Source organism: Qipengyuania pacifica (assembly GCF_019711555.1).
In the GTDB taxonomy this organism is placed as follows: Bacteria; Pseudomonadota; Alphaproteobacteria; order Sphingomonadales; family Sphingomonadaceae; genus Qipengyuania; species Qipengyuania pacifica.
Map to the genome: position 1 here is coordinate 105907 of NZ_JAIGNQ010000004.1, position 20605 is coordinate 126511.

21 protein-coding genes are annotated in these 20605 nt (G+C 62.1%); 13 read left to right on the plus strand and 8 right to left on the minus strand.

What is annotated here, in order from left to right; all coding sequences use genetic code 11:
• Positions 1 to 21: 21 nt before the first annotated feature.
• Both K3177_RS13140 and K3177_RS13145 read left to right on the plus strand, forming a co-directional pair.
• Positions 22 to 1539 carry a S10 family peptidase gene (locus tag K3177_RS13140; protein WP_420493676.1) on the plus strand — a complete coding sequence of 506 codons (1518 nt, stop codon included), beginning with the start codon at positions 22 to 24 and terminating at the stop codon, positions 1537 to 1539.
• A gap of 54 nt (positions 1540 to 1593) precedes the next feature.
• Positions 1594 to 2172, plus strand: a complete 579-nt coding sequence (locus K3177_RS13145; RefSeq protein WP_103024287.1) for a hypothetical protein — start codon at positions 1594 to 1596, stop codon at positions 2170 to 2172.
• Here K3177_RS13145 and K3177_RS13150 read toward each other — a convergent pair.
• Positions 2120 to 4225, minus strand: coding sequence for a protein-disulfide reductase DsbD family protein (locus K3177_RS13150; protein ID WP_345725407.1), 2106 nt, complete (start codon positions 4223 to 4225; stop codon positions 2120 to 2122). The two genes, K3177_RS13145 and K3177_RS13150, sit on opposite strands and share 53 nt — an antisense overlap.
• A 25-nt stretch (positions 4226 to 4250) precedes the next feature.
• On the opposite strand from K3177_RS13150, the gene K3177_RS13155 reads away from it, so the two are divergent.
• Positions 4251 to 5465 (plus strand): FAD-dependent monooxygenase, encoded by a 1215-nt coding sequence (locus K3177_RS13155; RefSeq protein ID WP_221598616.1) that lies wholly within the window; start codon positions 4251 to 4253, stop codon positions 5463 to 5465.
• Here K3177_RS13155 and K3177_RS13160 read toward each other — a convergent pair.
• From K3177_RS13160 to hemC, 3 genes are read right to left on the minus strand one after another with little or no spacing between them, the layout of a single operon-like run.
• Complete coding sequence (locus K3177_RS13160; protein ID WP_221598617.1) at positions 5462 to 6349, minus strand: MICOS complex subunit MIC60; 888 nt, start codon at positions 6347 to 6349, stop codon at positions 5462 to 5464. The two genes, K3177_RS13155 and K3177_RS13160, sit on opposite strands and share 4 nt — an antisense overlap.
• A 52-nt stretch (positions 6350 to 6401) precedes the next feature.
• Positions 6402 to 7088, minus strand: coding sequence for a uroporphyrinogen-III synthase (locus K3177_RS13165; protein ID WP_221598618.1), 687 nt, complete (start codon positions 7086 to 7088; stop codon positions 6402 to 6404).
• Complete coding sequence (gene hemC / locus K3177_RS13170) at positions 7085 to 8014, minus strand: hydroxymethylbilane synthase (protein WP_221598619.1); 930 nt, start codon at positions 8012 to 8014, stop codon at positions 7085 to 7087. Before hemC ends, K3177_RS13165 begins: the two co-directional genes overlap by 4 nt.
• A gap of 45 nt (positions 8015 to 8059) precedes the next feature.
• Between hemC and tsaD the strand changes: the two genes are divergently transcribed.
• The 10 genes from tsaD (at position 8060) to K3177_RS13220 (ending at position 18196) form a co-directional block, all read left to right on the plus strand.
• On the plus strand, positions 8060 to 9088 hold the full coding sequence (tsaD, locus tag K3177_RS13175; RefSeq protein WP_221598620.1) for a tRNA (adenosine(37)-N6)-threonylcarbamoyltransferase complex transferase subunit TsaD: 1029 nt from the start codon (positions 8060 to 8062) through the stop codon (positions 9086 to 9088).
• Positions 9085 to 10092 (plus strand): NAD(P)H-dependent glycerol-3-phosphate dehydrogenase, encoded by a 1008-nt coding sequence (locus tag K3177_RS13180; protein ID WP_221598621.1) that lies wholly within the window; start codon positions 9085 to 9087, stop codon positions 10090 to 10092. Before tsaD ends, K3177_RS13180 begins: the two co-directional genes overlap by 4 nt.
• Entirely contained in the window at positions 10089 to 11594 is a 1506-nt protein-coding gene (locus tag K3177_RS13185; protein ID WP_196847930.1) for a lipopolysaccharide biosynthesis protein, read from the plus strand. The genes K3177_RS13180 and K3177_RS13185 overlap by 4 nt, the downstream gene beginning before the upstream one ends.
• Positions 11595 to 11891: 297 nt before the next feature.
• Positions 11892 to 13376 (plus strand): vWA domain-containing protein, encoded by a 1485-nt coding sequence (locus tag K3177_RS13190; protein WP_247714488.1) that lies wholly within the window; start codon positions 11892 to 11894, stop codon positions 13374 to 13376.
• A gap of 24 nt (positions 13377 to 13400) precedes the next feature.
• Complete coding sequence (locus tag K3177_RS13195) at positions 13401 to 14159, plus strand: OmpA family protein (RefSeq protein ID WP_247714489.1); 759 nt, start codon at positions 13401 to 13403, stop codon at positions 14157 to 14159.
• Positions 14160 to 14269: 110 nt separating this feature from the next.
• On the plus strand, positions 14270 to 14755 hold the full coding sequence (locus K3177_RS13200; protein ID WP_221598623.1) for a hypothetical protein: 486 nt from the start codon (positions 14270 to 14272) through the stop codon (positions 14753 to 14755).
• 63 nt (positions 14756 to 14818) lie between these two features.
• The gene (locus K3177_RS13205; RefSeq protein ID WP_234003206.1) at positions 14819 to 15181 is read left to right on the plus strand and encodes a response regulator; all 363 of its coding nucleotides are present in this window, start codon (positions 14819 to 14821) and stop codon (positions 15179 to 15181) included.
• Positions 15182 to 15347: 166 nt separating this feature from the next.
• Complete coding sequence (locus tag K3177_RS13210) at positions 15348 to 16523, plus strand: acyl-CoA dehydrogenase (RefSeq protein WP_221598915.1); 1176 nt, start codon at positions 15348 to 15350, stop codon at positions 16521 to 16523.
• Entirely contained in the window at positions 16523 to 17164 is a 642-nt protein-coding gene (maiA, locus tag K3177_RS13215) for a maleylacetoacetate isomerase (protein ID WP_221598916.1), read from the plus strand. The genes K3177_RS13210 and maiA overlap by 1 nt, the downstream gene beginning before the upstream one ends.
• Positions 17165 to 17185: 21 nt before the next feature.
• Positions 17186 to 18196, plus strand: a complete 1011-nt coding sequence (locus K3177_RS13220; RefSeq protein WP_221598624.1) for a fumarylacetoacetate hydrolase family protein — start codon at positions 17186 to 17188, stop codon at positions 18194 to 18196.
• 41 nt (positions 18197 to 18237) lie between these two features.
• On the opposite strand, the gene K3177_RS13225 is transcribed toward K3177_RS13220, so the two are convergent.
• From K3177_RS13225 to K3177_RS13240, 4 genes are all read right to left on the minus strand, one after another.
• Complete coding sequence (locus K3177_RS13225) at positions 18238 to 18792, minus strand: DUF421 domain-containing protein (RefSeq protein ID WP_221598625.1); 555 nt, start codon at positions 18790 to 18792, stop codon at positions 18238 to 18240.
• Between the two features lie 4 nt (positions 18793 to 18796).
• Positions 18797 to 19402 carry a DUF1989 domain-containing protein gene (locus K3177_RS13230; protein WP_221598626.1) on the minus strand — a complete coding sequence of 202 codons (606 nt, stop codon included), beginning with the start codon at positions 19400 to 19402 and terminating at the stop codon, positions 18797 to 18799.
• Positions 19399 to 20085, minus strand: coding sequence for a guanitoxin biosynthesis heme-dependent pre-guanitoxin N-hydroxylase GntA (gene gntA, locus K3177_RS13235; RefSeq protein ID WP_221598627.1), 687 nt, complete (start codon positions 20083 to 20085; stop codon positions 19399 to 19401). The genes K3177_RS13230 and gntA overlap by 4 nt, the downstream gene beginning before the upstream one ends.
• Before the next feature lie 83 nt (positions 20086 to 20168).
• Positions 20169 to 20603 carry a DUF983 domain-containing protein gene (locus K3177_RS13240; protein ID WP_103024271.1) on the minus strand — a complete coding sequence of 145 codons (435 nt, stop codon included), beginning with the start codon at positions 20601 to 20603 and terminating at the stop codon, positions 20169 to 20171.
• Positions 20604 to 20605: the final 2 nt, after the last annotated feature.

The following is a 20605-nucleotide window of genomic DNA, read 5'->3' on the forward strand; positions in this document are numbered from 1 at the left end:
CGACAAGGGGGACCGAACACCGTGACAAAGAACCGTATTCTCGCCGGCCTGTGCGCCGCCACCGCCCTGACGCTGGCGCCGCAGGCCGTCGCTGCACAGGACAGCACCGACGCCGCGGCGGCTGCCGAGCAGCCCCTCACCATCGAACCGCAGGTCCGCACCCGCGACATGACGGGCACGTTCGGCGGGCAGCGCGTTTCCTACAGGGCCACCATCGCCGAGACCGTGCTCAAGGCCGACGACGGCAAGCCGGAAGCGGTCATCGTCACCACCAGCTACGTGAAGCAGCCCCGCGACACCGCGCGCCCCGTCTTCTTCCTCTTCAACGGCGGCCCGGGCTCGGGCTCGGTATGGCTGCAAATGGGTGCCTTTGGCCCCAAACGCGTCGCGATCCCCTCCGACGCGCGTGACGATGGCGCGCCGCCCTACCCGCTGCTCGACAACCCCGACAGTCTGCTCGACGTCGCCGATCTCGTCTTCATCGATCCCCCCGGCACCGGCTTCAGCTATCTGACCGAGGGCACCGATCCGAAGAAGTATTACGGGCTGGAACCCGACGCAGAGGCGGTCGCCAAGGTCATACGCCTGTGGCTCAACAACAACGGCCGCTGGAACAGCCCGAAGTATCTCGGCGGCGAAAGCTACGGCACCACACGCTCCGCGATGGTGGCGCGCGAACTGGAAGGCGCGACGTACAACGATGTCGGGCTTAACGGGCTGATCCTGATCTCGACGATCCTCGATTTCGCAGGACGCGAGCCCACACCGGGCAATGAGATGGCCTATGTGGTCACCCTGCCCAACATGGCGGCGGCGGCCTATTATCACGGCAAGGTCCAGGCCCCCTCGGTCGAAGCGATCGTGGAGGAAGCGCGCCAGTTCGCGATCGGGCCGTTCGCAACCGCGCTGCTCAAGGGACAGGATCTTCCCGATGCGGAACGAGCATCCGTCCGTGCCGAACTGTCGCGCCTGACCGGCCTGTCCGAGCAATATCTGGACAATGCCGACCTGCGCGTGACGGACCAGCGTTTCTACAAGGAACTGCTGCGCGACCGGGGCCTCACCATCGGGCGGCTCGATTCCCGCTATACCGGCCAGGATTACGACAATGCGGGCGAGTACCCTGACGACGATCCCAGCTTCTATGGCATCGATGCAGGCTACACCGCGGCAATCAACAGCTGGGCACGCGACACATTGGGCTTCGAAACCGATCGCGAATACCAGTCCATAGGTCGAGAACCGGGCCGCAACTGGCAGTGGACGCTCAATCAGGGACGCGGTGCCTATCTCAACGTCGCCCCCTTCATCGGGCAGGCCATGCGACAGAACTCCGGCCTCAGGACATTCGTCGCGCAAGGATATTACGATTTCGCCACCCCCTTTTTCGGTGCGGAATACTCCCTGAACCGGACGGGCATTCCGCAGGACCGGGTAGAGTTTCATTATTACGATGCCGGCCACATGATGTATGTGCGCGACGAGGATCGGGCCAAGCTGTCGAGCGATATTCGCGCCTTCATCCGCAGCGGACGCTGAGGATAGCTTCGGCTGGCAGCTTGAACGCCGTCACGCCTGTGTCATAGGCCGAAAATGCGTCGCACACTCGCCCTCCTTCCGCTCGCGATTCTGGCCGCTTGCAAACCGCCGGCTTCGGACGACTATATCGAGCGTGCGAGGATCGACGAGCCCGCCGAGGGCCCGTCGGAACCGATCGATTCCCCCGACACGGACGACGCGATCTGGGCACCGGCCGAAGAAGGCGCACGGCTGCTCTACGGCAATCCCGGCGAACACCCCCTGTTCGCAATCGAGTGCCTCAGCGACGGCACCGAGCCCATGCTCGGCTATACGCGCTTCGCCCGGGCGGATGCCCATGCCAAGGCGATCCTTGCGCTGATCGGCAATGGCCACGTTTCGCGGCTCAATATCGATGCTGTGCAGATCGGCGATATATGGCGCTGGGAAGGCGCCATAGAAGCGGACGACCGGCGGCTCGACGCGTTGACCGGACGGCGCGAGGTAGAAGCGACGGTGCCCGGCGCGGGAAGCGTCATTCTCAATGCGAGTGCGTTGCCCGGCGAATTGGTCGAACGCTGTCGAAATCTTACCGAACCGCTTACTGCGGAGCAGCCGATGCCTGCGCCTTCTTCACCAGAAGATCCGGCGTAAGCACCTGCGGCAACTGCTCGGCATCGCCGCCGGGTTCGTACCAAAGATAAAGCGGCACGCCGGCGGCTCCCTGCTCGTTCAGCATCCGGCTGATTTCCTCGTCGGGCTGAGTCCAATCTCCGCGCATGGCAACGACCCCGGCCTGCTCGAAAGCAGCTCGAGTAGCCTCGCGTTCGATGGCTACACCCTCATTGACCTTGCAGGTGACGCACCAGTCGGCGGTAAACCATACGAACACGGGCTTGCCCGCCGTTCGCGCCTCGGTCAGCGCCGCTTCGCTATACTCGACCGGATCAAGCAGGCTTGCCTCGGACGCCGCCTGCGCTTCGGGCTTCGGCAATACCACTATGCCCAAAGCCATTACGGCAAGCAGCGCCACCATCGCCATTCGCACGCTGCCGCGACCGGTCCGTTGAAAACGGCCGATCACCGCCAGACCCACAAGCACGAGCACGGCCAGCGATGCCACGAGCGCCAGATATCCCGCCCCCCCGATCCGCCACACCAGCCATGCCAAGGCGATTGCCGTGAGGCCCATTGGCAAGGCCATCCAGCGACGGAAGGTTTCCATCCAGCTTCCCGGTTTCGGCAAACGGCGACGGATAGCAGGAACGAAGCCGATCAGCAGAAACGGTAGCGCCAACCCGACGCCAAGTGCGACAAAGACGAGCAAACCATAAATCGGTTGAATAACGAGCGCAGTACCAAGCGCCACGGCCATGAATGGTCCCGTACAGGGTGTCGCGACGAAAGCGGCCAGCAAGCCGGTCGAGAACGAGCCGCCGCGGGACGGCGCTCCGCCCGAAATCGCTACTCCCGGCACTTCGAACAATCCGGCGAAATTGGCGGTGATCGCCAGAGATAGCAAAAACAGGCCGACCACTACGATCGGCTGCTGCAACTGGAATGCCCAACCCACCTGTTCACCCGCCGAACGGAGTAACAGGATTGCAGCCCCCAACCCAGCACAGGCGATCACTACGCCGGCTGTATACGCAAGAGCATCGCGCCGCGCCCCGCGTTCTTCGCCACCGGCCTTGGCCAGTGCCAGCGCCTTGAGGCTGAGGATCGGAAAGACGCAGGGCATGACGTTCAGCAACAGACCGCCTGCCAATGCAGCGAGAAGCAATTGCCAAAGCACCGGTTCCGCATCACCGCCACGGATCGGCTTTGCCCCTTCTAGCGGCACGTCCCCCGGCTTCGCAGTGAAGCGCACTCCGCGACCCTCGCCCAGATCGAGTATGCCGCCGATCGTTGCGGGTCTTGGATCGGCACCCGGGTTGGCACTGCTTGTCTGTGCCAGGCGCTCGATCGGAATTTCTGCAACCAGTAGATTGCCTTCGCTGATGAAAGTTTGCGTCGCGGTGTAAATGGGCCTGTCGCCCTCACCCAGTTCGCCCGTGCCGAGAAAAACATGCAGATCGCCGAGCGCTGTTTCGGACGGAATGGGAATTCCAACACGCAGATGCGTCGCCGTGAATTCGAAATGCGCAGGGCTGTCGAGTTGCGGCACGATAGCGGATTGCCAACCGGCAAAGCGCGGATCAGCCGAAATGCTCGAGGGATCCAGCGAGAGCCTCGCCTGCTGGGGGACGCAAATAGTATCCGTGCAGGCGAGATAGCTCGCCGTAACCGCGATCGGACCGGCCTTGCCCACGTCAGCGCCCGACGGCACCGAAACCGGTACCAGCACGGCGTATTCGCCCTCGTACACGTGGTTCATAAGGCCGCCGATTACCAACCGATGCGGTAAAGGATACAGCGCATCACCCGCCTCCCATCCGTCCGGAAGCTGCCATTCGAGCTGCATACCAAGGCCGGCATCGCCCGGGTTTGACCAGTAGCCGTGCCATTCGGACGTCGATGGTGAAAAATGTAGCGCGACCATCCACGTATCGCCGGGCACCGGCGCACCGTCCGCCGCGATTTCCACCGGCATCCGGTCGCTGCCGGGCCCGCGAATTTGCTGTTGCGCACTGGCCGGCAGCGCGAGCGCCAGCAAAACCAGTATCGCCAGTGCGGCAAGCCGCTCCATAATCCTTGCGTGGGTCACGTCCGCCGCTCTAGGGACACACCCTATGACAGACAAGCGAGACCTGCTGATCCTGGGCGGCGGCCTGGTGGGCATGACACTGGCGATGGCCGCTGCGAAAAAAGGGCTGTCCAGCCATCTTGTCGATCGGGCCGATCCGGCGAGCCTGACCGCAGAAGGTTTCGACGGTCGCGCATCCGCGATTTCCACCGCCAGCTGGCGTCTTTTTCGTCATCTCGGGCTTCACGAAGTCCTTGAACCGCATGGGTGCGACATCGCAGCCATTGCCGTCCTGGACCAGATGAAATCCGGTCGGCTGGACTTCAGGCCTGAACCGCACGAGGGCACGCTGGGCCGGATGTTCGCCAACCGCCAGCTGCGCCTTGCCCTGCACGAAGCGGCAGCGAAAGAACCATTGATCGAATGGCATGCACCAGTTGAAATCGTCTCACGCGAACGGGGCGAGTTCGGCGTGTCGGCCACCCTGGGTGATGGCCGCGTACTCGAAGCAGCCTTGATGGTTGGTGCCGAAGGCCGGGGATCGCCCAGCCGCGATGAGGCAGGGTTCAAGATGGCGAGCTGGGACTACAGCCACCGCGCCATGATCGCCGGCCTGGACCACAGCAAGCCTCATGAGAACGTGGCATGGGAGATATTCTACCCTGATGGTCCGTTCGCTCTGCTGCCTATGCTCGATGGACCGGACGGCCAGCATCGCAGTGCACTGGTGTGGACGGTCGACGAGAAGGATGCGGCGGGTGTATTGAAACTGTCCGATCGCGCCTTCCTGGCCGAAGTCCACAAACGCATGGGCGACCTGCTCGGCGAACTGACGCTCAACAGTGGACGGTCGTCCTATCCACTCAGCTTCCAACATACGGCCAAGATCGTCGAGCATCGCCTCGCGCTGATCGGCGACAGCGCGCATGGTATGCACCCGATTGCGGGTCAGGGCCTCAATCTGGGCCTCCGAGACGTCGGAGCGCTGGTCGAAGTGCTCGACGAGGCGATCCGGCTCGGTCTCGATCTTGGGGATGCACAGGTGCTCAAGAAATATGAAGAATGGCGGGCGCTGGATGCCTTGATGGTCATGGGCGCGACCGACAGCCTGACACGGATTTTCGGTGTACCCGGCAAATCGGCAAGCGCCGTACGCCGTCTGGGCATGGCCGGAATTCAGCGTTCGGGCTGGCTCAAGCGCTTCTTCATGGACGAAGCCCGCGGTATTTCGGGAAAGCTTCCCGATCTGCTCAAAGCCTAGCTTTCGTCAGCGGGGCTCGGCTGTTCGATCCTGTTCCCCGCCCCGTCGCGTAGCCGGCGAGGCTCTAGCACCGCAGCGGTTTCGATAAGATCGAGCGCACGCTGCACAGCGGCATAGCGCTCTGCATCGCGGATCCAACCTTCCGCGCTGCTGGCGCCGGGCAGATTGCGAACCTCGGCAATAGCGGAATCCGTCCGCCCGCTTTCGAGGAACAAACGCGCCCGATCAAGCCGGCGCTGCGGTTGCGGAGACGGCGCGCTTTCCCGGCGCACAACGAATAGCTGCGAAAGTTCCTCGCTCAGGCGCGCAAAGCCGAACTGACCGTTGGTTTCGGAAAGCCGCGGCGAAAGTCCTTCAAGCCGCGCTATCAGCTGGTCCAGCGTAATCGGATTGCGGCTGGTGCGGATGATCGTGTCCACTGCATTGGGCATCGCATCGCCAAAGCGCAATCTCAACTGGTCGGAGAGGTAACCGAGCTCCGCGCCTTTTTCGAGAGCGCGGCGCGTGGCGAAGGCGATCAGCAATCCTTCAGCGCGGGCCGTGTTGCCGGCCGCGGCCTGAGCCTGCAGGTCCAGCCGCGCGAGCCGCTGCTCCGCTGCAGCCAGCCGGCTGTCGATACCGCCCTGCTGTTCGGCAACACGCTGTACCGCTTCCCGTGCCGCCTGACTTGCCGTCGCCTTGGGGGTGGGTACGGGAGACGAAGCCGGACTGGACAGCGTTTGGGGCTTGGATGGGGCGTTACCGGTTGCGGCGGGTGTGCGGTCCGTCATGGAGTAGACGGCATAACCTGCCACGGCCCCGCCCAGCAGGAAACTTGCAAGCACGGCCACAAGCACGGGCTTCGCCGAAGGCCCCTTGCGCCGGGTACTGGTGTAATCGTTCATGTGCTTCCGTTCTGCGACCCACTCGTCCCGCTGACGCGGACCCTCCAGCCCATTACTCGTCGGTCTGGCACAAAGCTCGCGCCAAGGCCAGTAGCTCGCTGTCTCCGGGCGCGTCTGCAATTTCGACGGATCGCCAACCCTCGCCCGCCATTTCCGCGACACGGGGCCCGATCACTGCCAGATCGACCTGTGATCGCTCCATTTCATGGCGGTCGAATTCAACCTGCAGTCGCTCGGCCGCGGCGCCGGAATGCAACGCAACAACGCCGCCCGTGCGCAGCCGCGCGATGTCGTCGTCCGTCATGCTCTGCGGGACAGCTCGATAGACGATCTTCGTCTCCATCCTGATCTTTTCCGGCAGACGCAAGGTTACGCGGTCCTCGCCCGCAAGCCGCAGCAGATGGAGTTCGCGGCCATCCAGTTCGTCCAGCAGGGATTGCAATCCGCCCCGCCCTGTCCGGCCGATCAGAAAACCCGCATTTCGCGCAGCGTCGGCGGTTGCATCGCCCACTGCGTGAACCGGCAATTTGGTCAGCCGGTCGATCTGCTTTCCACCGTGACGGAACACATTGGCACTGCCAACCAGCAGGCCGTCGAACTGTTCGGGATCCGGCACTTCCCAACCGACGGGTTCGACCGTGAACAACGGCGCTCCCGATACATCGAGGCCCATGTCCAGCGCCGTTTTCGAACTGACCGACCAACCCGGCTCCGGCCGAAAGAGAAACAGTGTCTTCATGTCGCTTCCCCGAAATGTTCGGCAACTTCGGGCGGCGCATTGTTCAGCAACGTCCGCGCAAGTTCGAGCGGGGCCTGATCGTCGCCAACCTCGAATTCGGCGGCATCGGCAATACGCACAGTGCCGTCGGGACTGAAGATTGCCGCATTCAATTCGATCCGCCCCGCAGATATCCGCGACAGCGCCGCGATCGGACTGCTGCACGATCCCCCGAGCCCTTCGAGCAGGCGGCGTTCCGCAGCGATTTCCGCATGACTTTTCACGTGATCGATACCAGCCAGCAATTCGCGCGTTCGCGCATCGTCACGCCGGCATTCGATCCCAATCGCGGCCTGCGCTGGAGCAGGCAACCAGACCTGTGGGTCTAGCCGCACGCCTACATCGTCTTCTCCGAGCCGATCGAGACCGGCCGCTGCCAGAAATGTTGCGTGAGCCTCCCCGGCTTTCAATTTCGCCATACGCGTGGCCACATTGCCGCGAATGCCGACTACCGTCACATCCGGGCGCAGATGCAATAGCTGTGCCGCGCGGCGCGGCGCACTGGTACCGACCCGTGCGCCTGCCGGAATTTCGGCTATCGAGGCAGCACCCAGCAATCGGTCCGCCTTGTCCGCCCGAGGCAGGATCGCTGCAATAGCGATGACGTCGGGTCGAATGGTTTCGACATCTTTCATCGAATGGACCGCGGCATCGATACGCTCTTCCACCAGCCATTGATCGAGTTCCCGGGTCCAGAGCGCCTTGCCACCGATTTCGGCCAGGGGACGATCCTGCACCTTGTCGCCGCTCGCCACGACCGGGACCAGTTCGACTGCCGATTCGTCCCAGCCATGAGCGGCGCACAGCCTTGCACGCGCCTCGTGCGCCTGCGCCATGGCAAGCGGTGAGCGGCGGGTTCCAAGTCGGAGAATAGGTTGGACTGGCATAGGGTCCGCTTGCCCTAGCGAGCCATGCCGCTAAGGGAAAGCGGGATGGCACTGGTTCTCGGCATAGAAAGTTCGTGCGACGAAACCGCAGTCGCACTCGTCGACAGCGATCGTCGCATCGTGGCGCAGCGCATCGCATCGCAGGATGCGGAACATGCGCCGTTCGGCGGCGTCGTCCCGGAAATTGCCGCGCGCGCCCATGCCGAACGGCTCGCTCCGATGATCGACGGCGTACTGGCCGATGCCAATATTTCGCTGACGGATTGCGATGCGATTGCCGCCACCGCCGGGCCGGGCCTCATCGGGGGGGTCATGGTCGGCCTGGTCAGCGCGAAGGCACTGGCAATGGCCACCGACATTCCCCTCATTGCGATAAACCACCTCGAAGGCCATGCTTTGAGCCCCCGCCTTGCCGACGAAAGCATCGACTTTCCTTATGCCCTGCTCCTCGTATCCGGCGGCCATTGCCAGATCCTCAGGGTTGACGGCGTAGGCAAATATCGTCGACTCGCCACCACCATCGATGACGCGCTGGGCGAGGCTTTCGACAAGACGGCAAAAATCCTGAAGCTGGGATTTCCCGGCGGCCCGGCGGTCGAGCGCAAGGCGATGGAGGGTAATCCCCGCGCCGTTCCGCTCCCCCGTCCGATGGTCGGCAGCGGCGAACCGCACTTTTCGTTTGCCGGGTTGAAGAGCGCGGTCCTGCGCGCGCACGAAAGCGGCCGGTACGAAGTGGCCGACATAGCTGCCAGCTTCCAGCAGGCTGCCGTGGACTGTGTAACCGATCGGTTGCGTATCGCGCTTCGATCCATGATTGGCGTGGATACGCTCGTTGTAGCAGGGGGCGTCGCCGCGAACGCCACCGTTCGGGGCGCATTGGAAAAGCTGGCAGCCGATCACGGGATGCGCTTCGCGGCCCCGCCGCCAGCACTATGTACCGATAACGCAGCAATGATCGCGTGGGCAGGGATCGAACGCCTCGGACAGTCGGACCCCCTTGATATTTCCGCCCGTCCCCGCTGGCCGCTCGATCCCGACGCAGAGCCGGTACGCGGCGCAGGAGTAAAGGCGTGAGTGGCGGGCAAAACGGTCGCGTCGGCGTTCTCGGAGCGGGCGCCTGGGGCACGGCGCTTGCCCAAATGCTGGCGAGCGATGGACGGAAGGTGCTGATATGGGCTCGCGAGCGAGAACTCGTCGACGAGATCAATTCAGCGCGCTCGAATTCGATTTATCTGCCCACTGCCACCTTGGCAGATACCATCCACGCAACCGGCGATCTGGTCGATATGGCCAAACTCGATGCTCTGCTTGTGGTGACGCCGGCCCAGCATATGAGGAGTGTGCTCGCTGCCATGCCTGCTCACCCGCATGATCTCGTACTTTGTTCGAAAGGCATCGAAGCCGGCAGCGGGCGACTGATGAACCATGTCGCAAAGGATGTTGCCACGGGCAGCGCCATCGCGATCCTGTCCGGACCGACCTTCGCACATGAGGTCGCAGCGGGACTGCCGACGGCGGTAACCCTCGCTTGCGATGGGGGAGAGAAACAGTGGAACCGTATTTCTGCGATGATCGCACGGCCAACCTTCCGCCCCTATTACTCCGATGACATCATCGGCGCGGAAATTGGCGGTTCTGTAAAGAATGTTCTCGCCATCGCCTGCGGCGTGGTCGACGGACTCGGTCTTGGCCAGAATGCACGCGCAGCGCTCATTGCTCGGGGCTACGCCGAAATGCTCCGTTTTGGCGAAGCACTCGGCGCTCGGCCAGAGACCTTGGCGGGATTGTGCGGTTTGGGCGATCTCGTTTTGACTTGCTCATCCACTTCCAGTCGCAACTTCTCGCTCGGCAAGGCGCTGGGGGAAGGCATGAGCGCCGATACTCTAATGGCGGATCGCCGCACCGTTGCAGAAGGTGCCCATACCGCACCCGTGCTCGTCGAACTCGCCGAGCAGCGGGGCGTTGCGATGCCCATTGTCGAAGCGGTGCACAGTTTGCTCACGGGCGGGGCACCGCGCGAAGTCGTCTCCGATCTCTTGTCCCGGCCACTACGGGCAGAACAGGGACCTGCCGGGTGACAGCGGAAAAACCGGACGAAGACCTCTCCGCCTTGGCAAAAGGTGGGCGGCAGAATTTCTTCGGCTTCATTCTGCGCCTTGTCGCGCGTCTGCCGTTCCTCTTCATCGCGGGACGCCTCTACGGCCCGGACGCCCTGGGTCGCTTCGCGTCGGCGCTGGTCGTGGTCGAACTGGTCGCGTTGATCTGTGCGATGGGCGAAAAGCGGGGCCTTGCGCAGCGTCTTTCCGATGGCGAGGGAGTGCATCCGGCGAACCTCGTTTACGATGGGATGCTGCTCGCAGTCCTATTTGCGTCGCTGGCTGCCGTATTCTTCTGGTTCGTCCCTGCTCCCTTATTTCCCAGTGGGGAATATACCGAACTCGATCGGTTCATCGTCCTTGCGATCCCCGGCTACGCGTTGACGGAAATCGTCCTGGCAGCACAGGCGTACAAGTACGATATTGCTACCACAGTTCGCGCACGCGCCGTGGTCGAACCCTGGACCATCTCGATCATGGCAGGGGCGTTCTATTTTGTGCCGTCGATGAGCGAATCCGGACTTTCGATGGCATATCTGGCTTCGATCTACGCGGGCTTGGCTACCGGGCTCTGGTCTTTCTTTCGCAGCTATGGTCCCCCGAAAGAATGGCGCCCCCACCCCACTTATATGAGCAAGATGACCGCGCGGGCTCTGCCACTGGCAACTGCCGATGCGATTGAATGGGGCACTCGGCGCGTCGACATCTTTATCCTTGGCCTCTTCGCGGCTCCTGCCGCAGTGGGCGTTTATTATATTGCACAGCAGGTCGCCAGCCTTCCGCAAAAGCTCAAGACCAGTTTCGAACCGATCCTCGGCCCCGTCATTACAAAGAACCTGAAGACCAAGAACTACAAAGCCATCGCAAGCCAGATCTGTCAGGTTGGTTTTTGGATCGTGGCGATGCAGGCAGGTATCGCGCTCGCACTGGGTGTCCCAGGTGAAGCGGTAATGGGGTTGGTCGGGCCGGAATTCGTCGGCGGGACGGGCGCCCTCGCATTCCTGCTCGCGGCAGAAGTCGTCGCTGCTACCGCTGTCGTATCGGAAGCGGTACTGGTTTATGTCGCTAGAGTGCGCAATTTGTGGATATCGATCGCCACTATTGCACTGCAGGCGATACTGACGGTCGTGCTAATCGAGGCTATGGTCGCTGGCGGCTACGGCGAACCTTTCAAGGCAGCTGCTGCGGCAATTGCGCTCATGCTGGCTCTGGGCACTGCCAGCCTGGTCAAGGCCATGCTGCTGTCGAAAATTCTCGGCCAGCGGATCAACACCTTCCGCTGGCCGCTGGTATGGGCAGCAGCCCCCGCCGTCCTTGTTGGTTGGCTCGCCACGCGATTGCCCGAATGGGCCGAACTGATCATCGGCATCCCTGCAATCCTCGGCGTTTACGGTTTTATTATTTGGCGACGTGGCTTCGGGCCGGAAGATCGTGTCCTGTTCAAGCGAAATCTGGATAAGGAAGAAGCGGCTGCTGCGGATTGACGGCTTTCGTCGCTGACAGGAAACGTTCAGTCCGCATTAACCCCTCGATGATGTAACTTTGTATCAAGCCAACTGTCTTGGGGAGGACATCATATGCGTTTCGCCAATCTTGCCGCCGCTTGCGCTGCTGCCGCACTCATCGCGGGTTGTGCGTCAAAGCAAGGTGGCGAACAAATCGTCACAACCGGCGCCCGTACCGCTGCTACGGATGGCAAACTTCCTCCGCCGCCACCCCCGCCTCCGCCACCTCCGCCATCGCTCATGGCGCCGCAGGCTGTGATAGTTTCCGGCTCTCGAATGGCGCAAGAAACGGCTCCGGATACGACTGAAACATCCATTGCAGACGCTAACTACCGTTATTTTCCGCCGGTGTTCGTTCCGACGCCGCCCAGCCGGGACCAATATGACGGTGACGAGGTCTCGTCGGTCAAGGTTGTAGCCAACGAACCCGTATCCACCTTCTCGGTCGATGTGGATACTGGCGCCTACACCAATGCGCGTCGCTTTATATCGGAAGGAAGCTTGCCGCCCAAAGGCGCGGTTCGGACCGAGGAATTAATCAACTACTTCCGCTACGATTATGAACGCCCGGACAGCATCGCGCAGCCCTTTACCGTCAATACCGATGTCGCTGTAACACCTTGGAACAGCAGTTCACACCTCTTGCGGATCGGGCTGGCTGGCTACGAGATGCCCAAACAGGAACGGCCGGCCGCAAACCTCGTCTTCCTGCTGGATGTATCCGGGTCCATGTCCAGCCGCGACAAGCTGCCGCTGGTCAAGACCGCCATGCGTCAGCTTGCGGGCATGCTGAGCGACAAGGACCGCGTCTCGATCGTCGTTTATGCGGGCGCCGCCGGTCTCGTTCTCGAACCCACGAATGACGAACGCAAGATCAAGGACGCGCTCAACCAGCTGGAAGCTGGCGGGTCGACGGCCGGCGGAGCGGGCATCGAACTTGCCTACCGCGTGGCCGAAGCGAACCGGATCGATGTCGGCGTCAACCGCGTAATCCTGGCGACAGATGGCGATTTCAATGTCGGCACTTCCGATAGGGAATCTCTGATCGAACTGATCGAGAAAAAGCGCGAAACCGGCGTCACGCTATCTGTACTCGGCTTCGGCCGCGGCAATCTGAACGATGCGATGATGGAGCAGGTGGCCAATAACGGCAACGGCAACTACTCGTATATCGACAGCGCGTTGGAAGCCCGCAAGGTCTTGGGCGATGAAATGGGCGCCACGCTCTTTACCATCGCCAAGGATGTGAAGATCCAGGTCGAATTCAATCCGGCAGTGGTCAGCCAGTACCGCTTGGTTGGTTACGAAAACCGCATCCTGCGCGAAGAGGATTTCGACAACGATGCGATCGATGCGGGCGATATCGGCGCCGGCCATCAGGTCACGGCAATTTACGAGGTGGTCCCGGTTGGCGGCAAGGGTTGGATCCCGGCGCGTCGATACGAAGACCAGCCAGATGCAAAGGCCAGCCAACTCGCCGCCGAAGCGGCCTTCATCAAGTTGCGGTACAAACGGCCCGACGGCGACACGTCCACGCTGATCACCAGCACGCTGCCCAGCTCATCTTTGCAGACCACTCGCTCGCCAAGTGGTGATTTCGCATTTGCCGCTGCCGTAGCGGCATTCGGTCAGAAGCTGCGCGGCGATCCCATGTTGTCCGATTTTTCTTATCCGCAAATCGCCGCGCTTGCTGGCGAACAGACCGATTTCTGGCGGCAGGAGTTTGTTCAGTTGGTAAGGACGGCCGACGGGCTGGAATAGCGTCCTTGGCAGGAAGGGCGGATGATGGCTAAGAGCCATGCCATGCCGATCCGCCCATCCCTTGTCATCCTTGCCGGAGCCATATTGACCGGCGCCAGCGCCTATCTGCTGGCCGAACCTATGGCACCCGGCTTCATCGAAGGTCTGGAAACAAAATCGGCGGCCGCTATCGAACAGGCAGGTGGCGGGAAGGTAACTGCCCGGTTTGCAACGGAAAGTGGTCTTCCCACGCGCCATCCCATCCTGTCAGGGGGCGAAACGCTCAACGATTCCACGCGCGCCGATGTCGCACAGGCCGTCTACGCCGTCCCCGGCGTTGGCGGCGTCAGATGGAGTGATGGTTCCAGCAGGGCGGAAAGCCGCGAACAGGTCTATCAACCGCTGCACTGCCAGGAAGACGTCGAAGGGTTGCTGCGCAGCAGATCCATACGGTTCGAGGAAGCCAGCACCGCGCTTCTGCCTGCCAGTCAGGTCCTGATTGACGAGGTGGCCGAAGCGCTGCGACCATGTCTCGGCTCTCTCATCGCCGTGACCGGGCACACCGACCAGCAAGGAAGTGATGAGGTCAATCTGGCACTCAGCGTGGAACGGGCCGAGGTCGTTCGCGAAGCACTGGTTCGCCGCGGTATCCCCCGCGATGGCTTGCGGGCAACCGGAGTGGGTTCGCGCCAGCCCGTCGAAGGGCTGACGCCCAGCGACCCAGCCAATCGCCGCATCGAATTCTCCGTTATTCGCACAGAACCCGTCCGCCCCACCCCGGTCGACACTCCGGGAGCACGCTGACATGCCATTGTGGTTCGAACTCGCTGCCCTGATGATCGCCGCCTACGGTGCCGGGATCGGCATCGGTTGGGTCATCTGGGGCAATCACGACCAAGACGAGGAATAGATCGATGAACGAATTACTCCAGACCTACTGGCCCCTGATCGTTGCCGCACTGCTGGTCGGCTTGGTCATCGCCTGGTACGTGTTCGGTGCTTCTCGCCGCACGCGTGTGACCGGCGCCAGCCGCGATGTGCTGGACGAAGGTGCGGCACCTGCAGAACGTAACAAGGCGCTAATCGACAGCGCGCCTGCCGCAAGTCCGATGCAGCCTGCTGCAGGTGTTCCAACGATGTCGACACCGGCACCATCGGCTGGCGACGACCTCACCCGGATAAAGGGTCTGGGTCCAAAGCTGGCCGCGACGCTGCAAGATATGGGCGTGACCACCCTATCGCAAATCGCGCAATGGGATGACGCAGAGATCGATCGCATCGATGCCAATCTTGGCCGCTTCCAGGGCCGCATCCGCCGCGACAACTGGGTAGACCAGGCTAAATATCTATCTGTCGGAGATGAGGCAGGGTTCGTCGAACGTTTTGGCAAGCTCTCCTGAAATTCGGAACGAATCGATTGGTGTGGTATTCCTTTACTTGGGTCGAACACGAGGAGACCAAGGATGGGACAGCGATTGCGCGTGCTCGTTGCCGAAGACGAGTTCATAATCGGCTGTGACCTGTGTCACACAGTCGAAGAAGCCGGGTATATCGTCGAAGGCCCGTTCGAAGATCTGTCCTCCACTATGCTGGCTTTTCAGAAGAACAAGCCGGACATCGCCATTCTGGACGTTCAGCTCGAAGACGGCATCGTCTACCCCCTCGCCGAGCAGATGATCGCGGAGAACGTGCCGGTGATCTTCCATTCGGGTGAAATGACCCCGGCAGAAGTGGCCCGTCGGTTCCCCAGCGCGCTGGCGTTAGCCAAGCCCTGTCCTCCGGCCGAAGTCATCGATTCGATCCAGCGCGCCACACATCACGGCTAACGGCCGTTTTGTGTTTCCCTGGGCCCCGCCCCGGGCGACGTTCGCTTCGGTGGCTTGATGCGTACGCTCGATGCGCATGCGATCCCGCTGATCGGCCACACCTCTTGCTCCCGCCATGCAACCCTGCCACTGGCAATCGCATAACAGAGGAGATTACATGGCTGGAATGGTGCCGTTTGCCTGGGACGATCCCTTCAACCTCGACGATCAGCTGACCGAGGAAGAGCGGATGATCCGCGACGCCGCCCACGCTTTCGCGCAGGGCGAGCTGCAACCGCGCGTGATCGAGAATTTCAGCAACGAAGTCGACGATCCCGAACTGTTCCCCATGATGGGCGAAGCAGGCCTGCTGGGCGCAACCGTGCCCGAAGAATACGGGGGCGCCGGCGCCAGCTACGTCGCCTACGGCCTGATCGCGCGCGAGATCGAACGCGTGGATTCCGGATACCGTTCGATGGCCTCGGTCCAGTCGAGCCTCGTGATGTTTCCGATCCATGCCTACGGTTCCGAAGAACAGCGCAGGAAATACCTGCCCGGCCTCGCCAGCGGCAAGCTGATCGGGTGCTTCGGCCTGACCGAACCCGATGCGGGCAGCGATCCCGGCGGCATGAAGACGACCGCCAAGAAGGTCGACGGCGGTTATGTCCTCTCGGGCTCGAAGACCTGGATTTCCAACGCCCCCTTCGCCGACGTCTTCGTCGTCTGGGCGAAGAGCGAAGCGCATGGCGGCGGCATTCGCGGCTTCGTGCTGGACAAGGGGATGAAGGGCCTGTCCGCCCCCAAGATCGAAGGCAAGCTGTCGCTGCGCGCATCGACCACCGGCATGATCGTGATGGACGAAGTCGAGGTGGGCGAAGACGCGTTGTTGCCCGATGTGCAGGGCCTCAAGGGTCCGTTCGGCTGTCTCAACCGCGCACGCTACGGTATCAGCTGGGGCGCGATGGGTGCCGCCGAATTCTGCCTGCATGCCGCGCGCCAGTACGGGCTCGACCGGCACCAGTTCGGCGTCCCGCTCGCCAGCAAGCAGCTCTACCAGCTCAAGCTCGCCGACATGGTGACCGAGATTTCGCTGGGCCTGCAATCCTCGCTGCGGGTCGGCCGCCTGATGGACGAAGGCAAGTTCGCGCCCGAGATGATCAGCATCGTGAAACGCAACAATGTCGGCAAGGCGCTGGATATCGCCCGCAAGTCGCGCGACATGCACGGCGGCAACGGCATTTCGGAAGAATACCAGGTCATCCGCCACATGGTGAACCTGGAAACGGTCAACACCTACGAAGGCACGCATGATGTCCATGCGCTGATCCTGGGACGGGCCATTACCGGGATCGCCGCGTTTTGATCCGCCTGCACGGCTACTACCGCAGCTCGACCAGCTACCGCCTGCGCATCGCGCTGGAACTGAAGGGGCTGGATTACGAATACGTGCCGGTGAACCTGCTGACGTCCGAGCAGAAGGGCGCGCCGTTCACCGCGCGCAACCCCTTCGGCTCGGTCCCGCTGCTGGAAGTCGACGGCAAGGACTACGTCCAGTCGATGGCGCAGATCGAATGGCTCGACGAAGCCTTTGCCGATCGCCCGCTGCTGCCGTCCGACCTGCACGATCGCTATATCGCGCGCGAACTGGCCTATGCCATCGCCACCGAACTGCACGCGCCATTGAACCTTCCGGTGCTGAAATACCTGAAGGACCAATACGGCAAGTCGCAGGACGAAATCGGCGTGTGGTATCGCCACTGGCTCGCCCGCACGCTCGCCCCGCTGGAGGCGCGCCTGGCGCAGCTCGGCACGGGCGATTTCCTGTTCGATGCCCCCGGCTTCTTCGAAGTCTGCCTGTTGCCGCAGGTCTACAACGCAAGGCGGTTCGAATTCGATTTTTCGGACATGCCGCACATCACCCGGATCGAAAGCGCCTGCCTCCCCCTGCCGGAATTCCAGCGCGCCCATCCTGACAACCAGTCCGACAATCCCGAGAACACATAAGCCCCGAGAGGAACCCCATCCATGAAGCTCGCAACGATCCAGGACGGCACCCGCGACGGCAAGCTGGTGGTCGTGTCGAAAGACCTCACCCGCTACTGCGCCGCCGACAACATCGCCCCGACGCTGCAGGCCGCGCTCGACAACTGGGACGAAATCGCCCCGAAGCTGGAAGCGCTCTACACCGATGTCGAACACGAGGCGGTGCCGTGCGAGCGGTTCCATGAACGCGAGGCGCATTCGCCGCTGCCGCGCGCCTACCAGTGGGCCGACGGCAGCGCCTACATCAATCACGTCGAACTGGTGCGCAAGGCCCGCGGCGCCGAGGTGCCCGAGAGCTTCTATCACGATCCGCTGATGTACCAGGGCGGCAGCGACACCTTCCTGCCCCCGCGCGCCGACATTCCGCTGAAGGACACCAGCTGGGGCTGCGACATGGAAGGCGAGATCGCGGTCGTCACCGACGATGTGCCGATGGGCGTGTCGAAGGAAGACGCGGCCGGCCACATCAAGCTGGTCATGCTGGTCAACGACGTGTCCCTGCGCGGACTGATCCCGGGCGAACTGGCCAAGGGCTTCGGCTTCTTCCAGTCCAAGCCCGCCAGCGCGTTCAGCCCCGTCGCGGTCACGCCCGACGAACTGGGCGATGCCTGGCAGGGCAGCGTCATCCACCTGCCGCTGATGGTGGACTACAACGGCCAGCCCTTCGGCCGCGCCAATGCGGGCGTCGATGCGACATTCAGCCTGGCCGAACTGGTCGCCCACGCCGCCAGGACGCGCGACCTGGGCGCCGGGACGATCATCGGATCGGGCACGGTGTCAAACCAGGGCCCCGACGGCGACCCGGGCAAGCCGGTGGCCGAAGGCGGCCTCGGCTACAGCTGCATCGCCGAAATCCGCATGATCGAGACGATCGCAGACGGCGAGGCCAAAACCCGCTTCATGGAACCCGGCGACACCGTGCGCGTGGAAATGAAGGACAAGGATGGCCATTCCATCTTCGGCGCGATCGAACAGAAGGTCGTCGAAGCCTGAACATGAATCAGAGCGGGGTCACATGGGCCCCGCTCCCCCAATCATTTCCCGCGAGCGACGTGGCGTTTCAGCGGACCGTGACAGCAGTCTACTTCCTGCATCACTTCTTCGGTCGGTTCTTCGGTACCGGAGATGATCGAAATGTCGCCCGTGCTCTCCAACACCATCGACCGCACGTCCGCCAGGTCTGATATTCCTGCGCTGCGGATCTTGTTGAGAATATCGCTTTCGGACACGCGCGTTTCGGCAAGCGCCCCTTCCAGGATTTTACCGTCATACATCAGCATGGTCGGATCGTTTTCCAGCAACAACTGGAACCTGCGTGATCCGCGCCGCAGCCGCGCCAGAACTAGCTGCGCCACCAGCAAAGCCATTATAGCGCTGAGCGCCTGTACGAGCGCAGTCCATTCGGTAACCGTTGCTGCCGAAGCGAGGAGCGATCCGGTCGCCAGTGTGACGACGAAATCGAAAGCCGTCATCTTGGAGAAAGTACGCAGGCCGATTGTGCGCACCAGCACGATGACCCAGATCAGCGCGATCACCCCCAGTGCCACGCCTCGCAGGATGGCGTCGGGATATTCGGAAAGACCGAACATGGCTTTACGTCACTCCTGCGGTGGGCCGGTCGATAGCGTAATCGATCGGCTTGAAGGTTCCACCACAGGAATCATAAGCGGAACAGGCCGTCAGCCCGATGATCAAGGGGGACAAGGCTCGCATGGAAATGTGGTCTCCCGATTTGGAAACGGGCGGCTCTACCGCCAAGCGTCCGGTCGCGCCGTCGACCGGCACGTTCATGAATAGGTTGAAAGCTGTCGGGATCATGTCCGCTTCGACACCATAGGGCGACAGCGCTTCGGCCAGATTGCCGAAACAGCCGCGATGCACGGGCTTGTCGGCATAGAAATGGCGAAAGGTCGCCTCGCTGCACGGCGTCAGCAGAAAATCGTGCCGCCCGACCGTGTCCTCGACAATTTCGAGCATGGGTTTGGACCGGTTCGACCATAAGCGATTACCCTGCCCCAAGGAGATGGTCTCCTCGTAATCGAAAGTGCGCCCATTCGAGATAACTTCCCGCACATCGTCCGCATTGAAAGCAAGCAGGTCGGAAACCTGGCCACCTTGCGGGTCGACGACAGTCAAGGTTTCGCCCTCCTCCAATCGAAAGGCGACCCCGGAACGCGGGGCAATGCGGTTGGGGTTCATGCAGCCCTCGTGTCGCTGAATGGGCAGACCCAATCCTCATCGACCACCCGCCCGCTATATTGCGCAGCGGGGCTGGCTTCACCGTGGCGTGCCAGCATCGGATTGGGCGAACCGGCCAGCGCAATGTCGCGATCGATGATCGTTTTGCGCATCTTCTCATACCGCCCCTGTTCGCGCAGAGCTTCGAACTGGTCGTGCAAGTTGAAAACCAGTGTCGGAAAGGCAAACCGGCGCGCAACGCGCGATGCCCTCGGATGTAGCCCCACAACGAAATAGGCTTCCCCACCGAAACTGAGCGAGAAGTGTGGATCGTCCGGATCGGAGCTGACACGCGGATCGCGCGGCTGGTCGCACCAGATGTCCTTATCGCTGAGCGACTGGATGCGGTCCCATAGCGCCTGCTCGAACCGTTCCTCGCTCAAGTCTTCAGGCCCTTCGAACACCACCGCAAGGCTCCTCAGTCCGCTTTCGATACGCTCCTCGCGATACCGGTCGCTCCATTCGACCAAGGCGCGGTGAATTTCGAGGTCGTTCCAGGCGCTGGTGATATCGCGAGCATGAACCACGCTCAGATTGCCTTTGGCCAGTGCCGACTTGGCACCGACGCAGGGGAAGCCTGCTTCGCGTATGTGGGTTTCAAGAGCATGCGCACTCGGCGCGTCGGCGGGGGTGACAACTTGCATGATTGGCGAATGTTTGACCGAACGGATCGTTGCATCACCAAATATATATCAATCGCTTTTCATCCATTCGACGTATCGCGACGTCAATCTCTCTCCTCGCGCTGTTTCACCTCGTCTTCCCGCGCATGCATGTCGCGCCAGAGCTTTTCCGTCCCCGCTTCCTGCGCCTTGTTCACGAACTGCGAAGCGACTAGCCAGCCCTTGATAGGGCGAAGCGGCAGAACGCATCCAATGGCCATCAGCGGGATCGCGATCGCAAGCAGGACGATCAGCGGAAGTTCCAGCGAAACCTGCAACCAGACGATGAAGAACAGCAGCGGGAACGCCACGAACGTCAGAGAGAAAAAGGCCGGGCCGTCATCCGGTGACGCGAACCGGTAATCCAGTCCGCACACTTCGCATCGGTCGCTGACTTTCAGCCACGACTTGAACATTTTGCCCTTACCGCATCGCGGGCACAGTCCTTTCCATCCGGATTTGAAAATCCAGGCAGTCTTTTCGCTGTCGTCAAGTTCCATAG

Excerpts from the sequence above, each read along its gene's own strand:
- K3177_RS13145 (WP_103024287.1), top strand. The coding sequence starts at position 1,594 with ATGCGTCGCACACTCGCCCTCCTTCCGCTCGCGATTCTGGCCGCTTGC.
- K3177_RS13155 (WP_221598616.1), top strand. The coding sequence starts at position 4,251 with ATGACAGACAAGCGAGACCTGCTGATCCTGGGCGGCGGCCTGGTGGGC.
- K3177_RS13160 (WP_221598617.1), bottom strand. The coding sequence starts at position 6,349 with ATGAACGATTACACCAGTACCCGGCGCAAGGGGCCTTCGGCGAAGCCC.
- K3177_RS13165 (WP_221598618.1), bottom strand. The coding sequence starts at position 7,088 with ATGAAGACACTGTTTCTCTTTCGGCCGGAGCCGGGTTGGTCGGTCAGT.
- hemC (WP_221598619.1), bottom strand. The coding sequence starts at position 8,014 with ATGCCAGTCCAACCTATTCTCCGACTTGGAACCCGCCGCTCACCGCTT.
- tsaD (WP_221598620.1), top strand. The coding sequence starts at position 8,060 with ATGGCACTGGTTCTCGGCATAGAAAGTTCGTGCGACGAAACCGCAGTC.
- K3177_RS13190 (WP_247714488.1), top strand. The coding sequence starts at position 11,892 with ATGGCGCAAGAAACGGCTCCGGATACGACTGAAACATCCATTGCAGAC.
- K3177_RS13195 (WP_247714489.1), top strand. The coding sequence starts at position 13,401 with ATGGCTAAGAGCCATGCCATGCCGATCCGCCCATCCCTTGTCATCCTT.
- K3177_RS13200 (WP_221598623.1), top strand. The coding sequence starts at position 14,270 with ATGAACGAATTACTCCAGACCTACTGGCCCCTGATCGTTGCCGCACTG.
- K3177_RS13205 (WP_234003206.1), top strand. The coding sequence starts at position 14,819 with ATGGGACAGCGATTGCGCGTGCTCGTTGCCGAAGACGAGTTCATAATC.
- K3177_RS13210 (WP_221598915.1), top strand. The coding sequence starts at position 15,348 with ATGGTGCCGTTTGCCTGGGACGATCCCTTCAACCTCGACGATCAGCTG.
- K3177_RS13220 (WP_221598624.1), top strand. The coding sequence starts at position 17,186 with ATGAAGCTCGCAACGATCCAGGACGGCACCCGCGACGGCAAGCTGGTG.
- K3177_RS13225 (WP_221598625.1), bottom strand. The coding sequence starts at position 18,792 with ATGTTCGGTCTTTCCGAATATCCCGACGCCATCCTGCGAGGCGTGGCA.
- K3177_RS13230 (WP_221598626.1), bottom strand. The coding sequence starts at position 19,402 with ATGAACCCCAACCGCATTGCCCCGCGTTCCGGGGTCGCCTTTCGATTG.
- gntA (WP_221598627.1), bottom strand. The coding sequence starts at position 20,085 with ATGCAAGTTGTCACCCCCGCCGACGCGCCGAGTGCGCATGCTCTTGAA.
- K3177_RS13240 (WP_103024271.1), bottom strand. The coding sequence starts at position 20,603 with ATGGAACTTGACGACAGCGAAAAGACTGCCTGGATTTTCAAATCCGGA.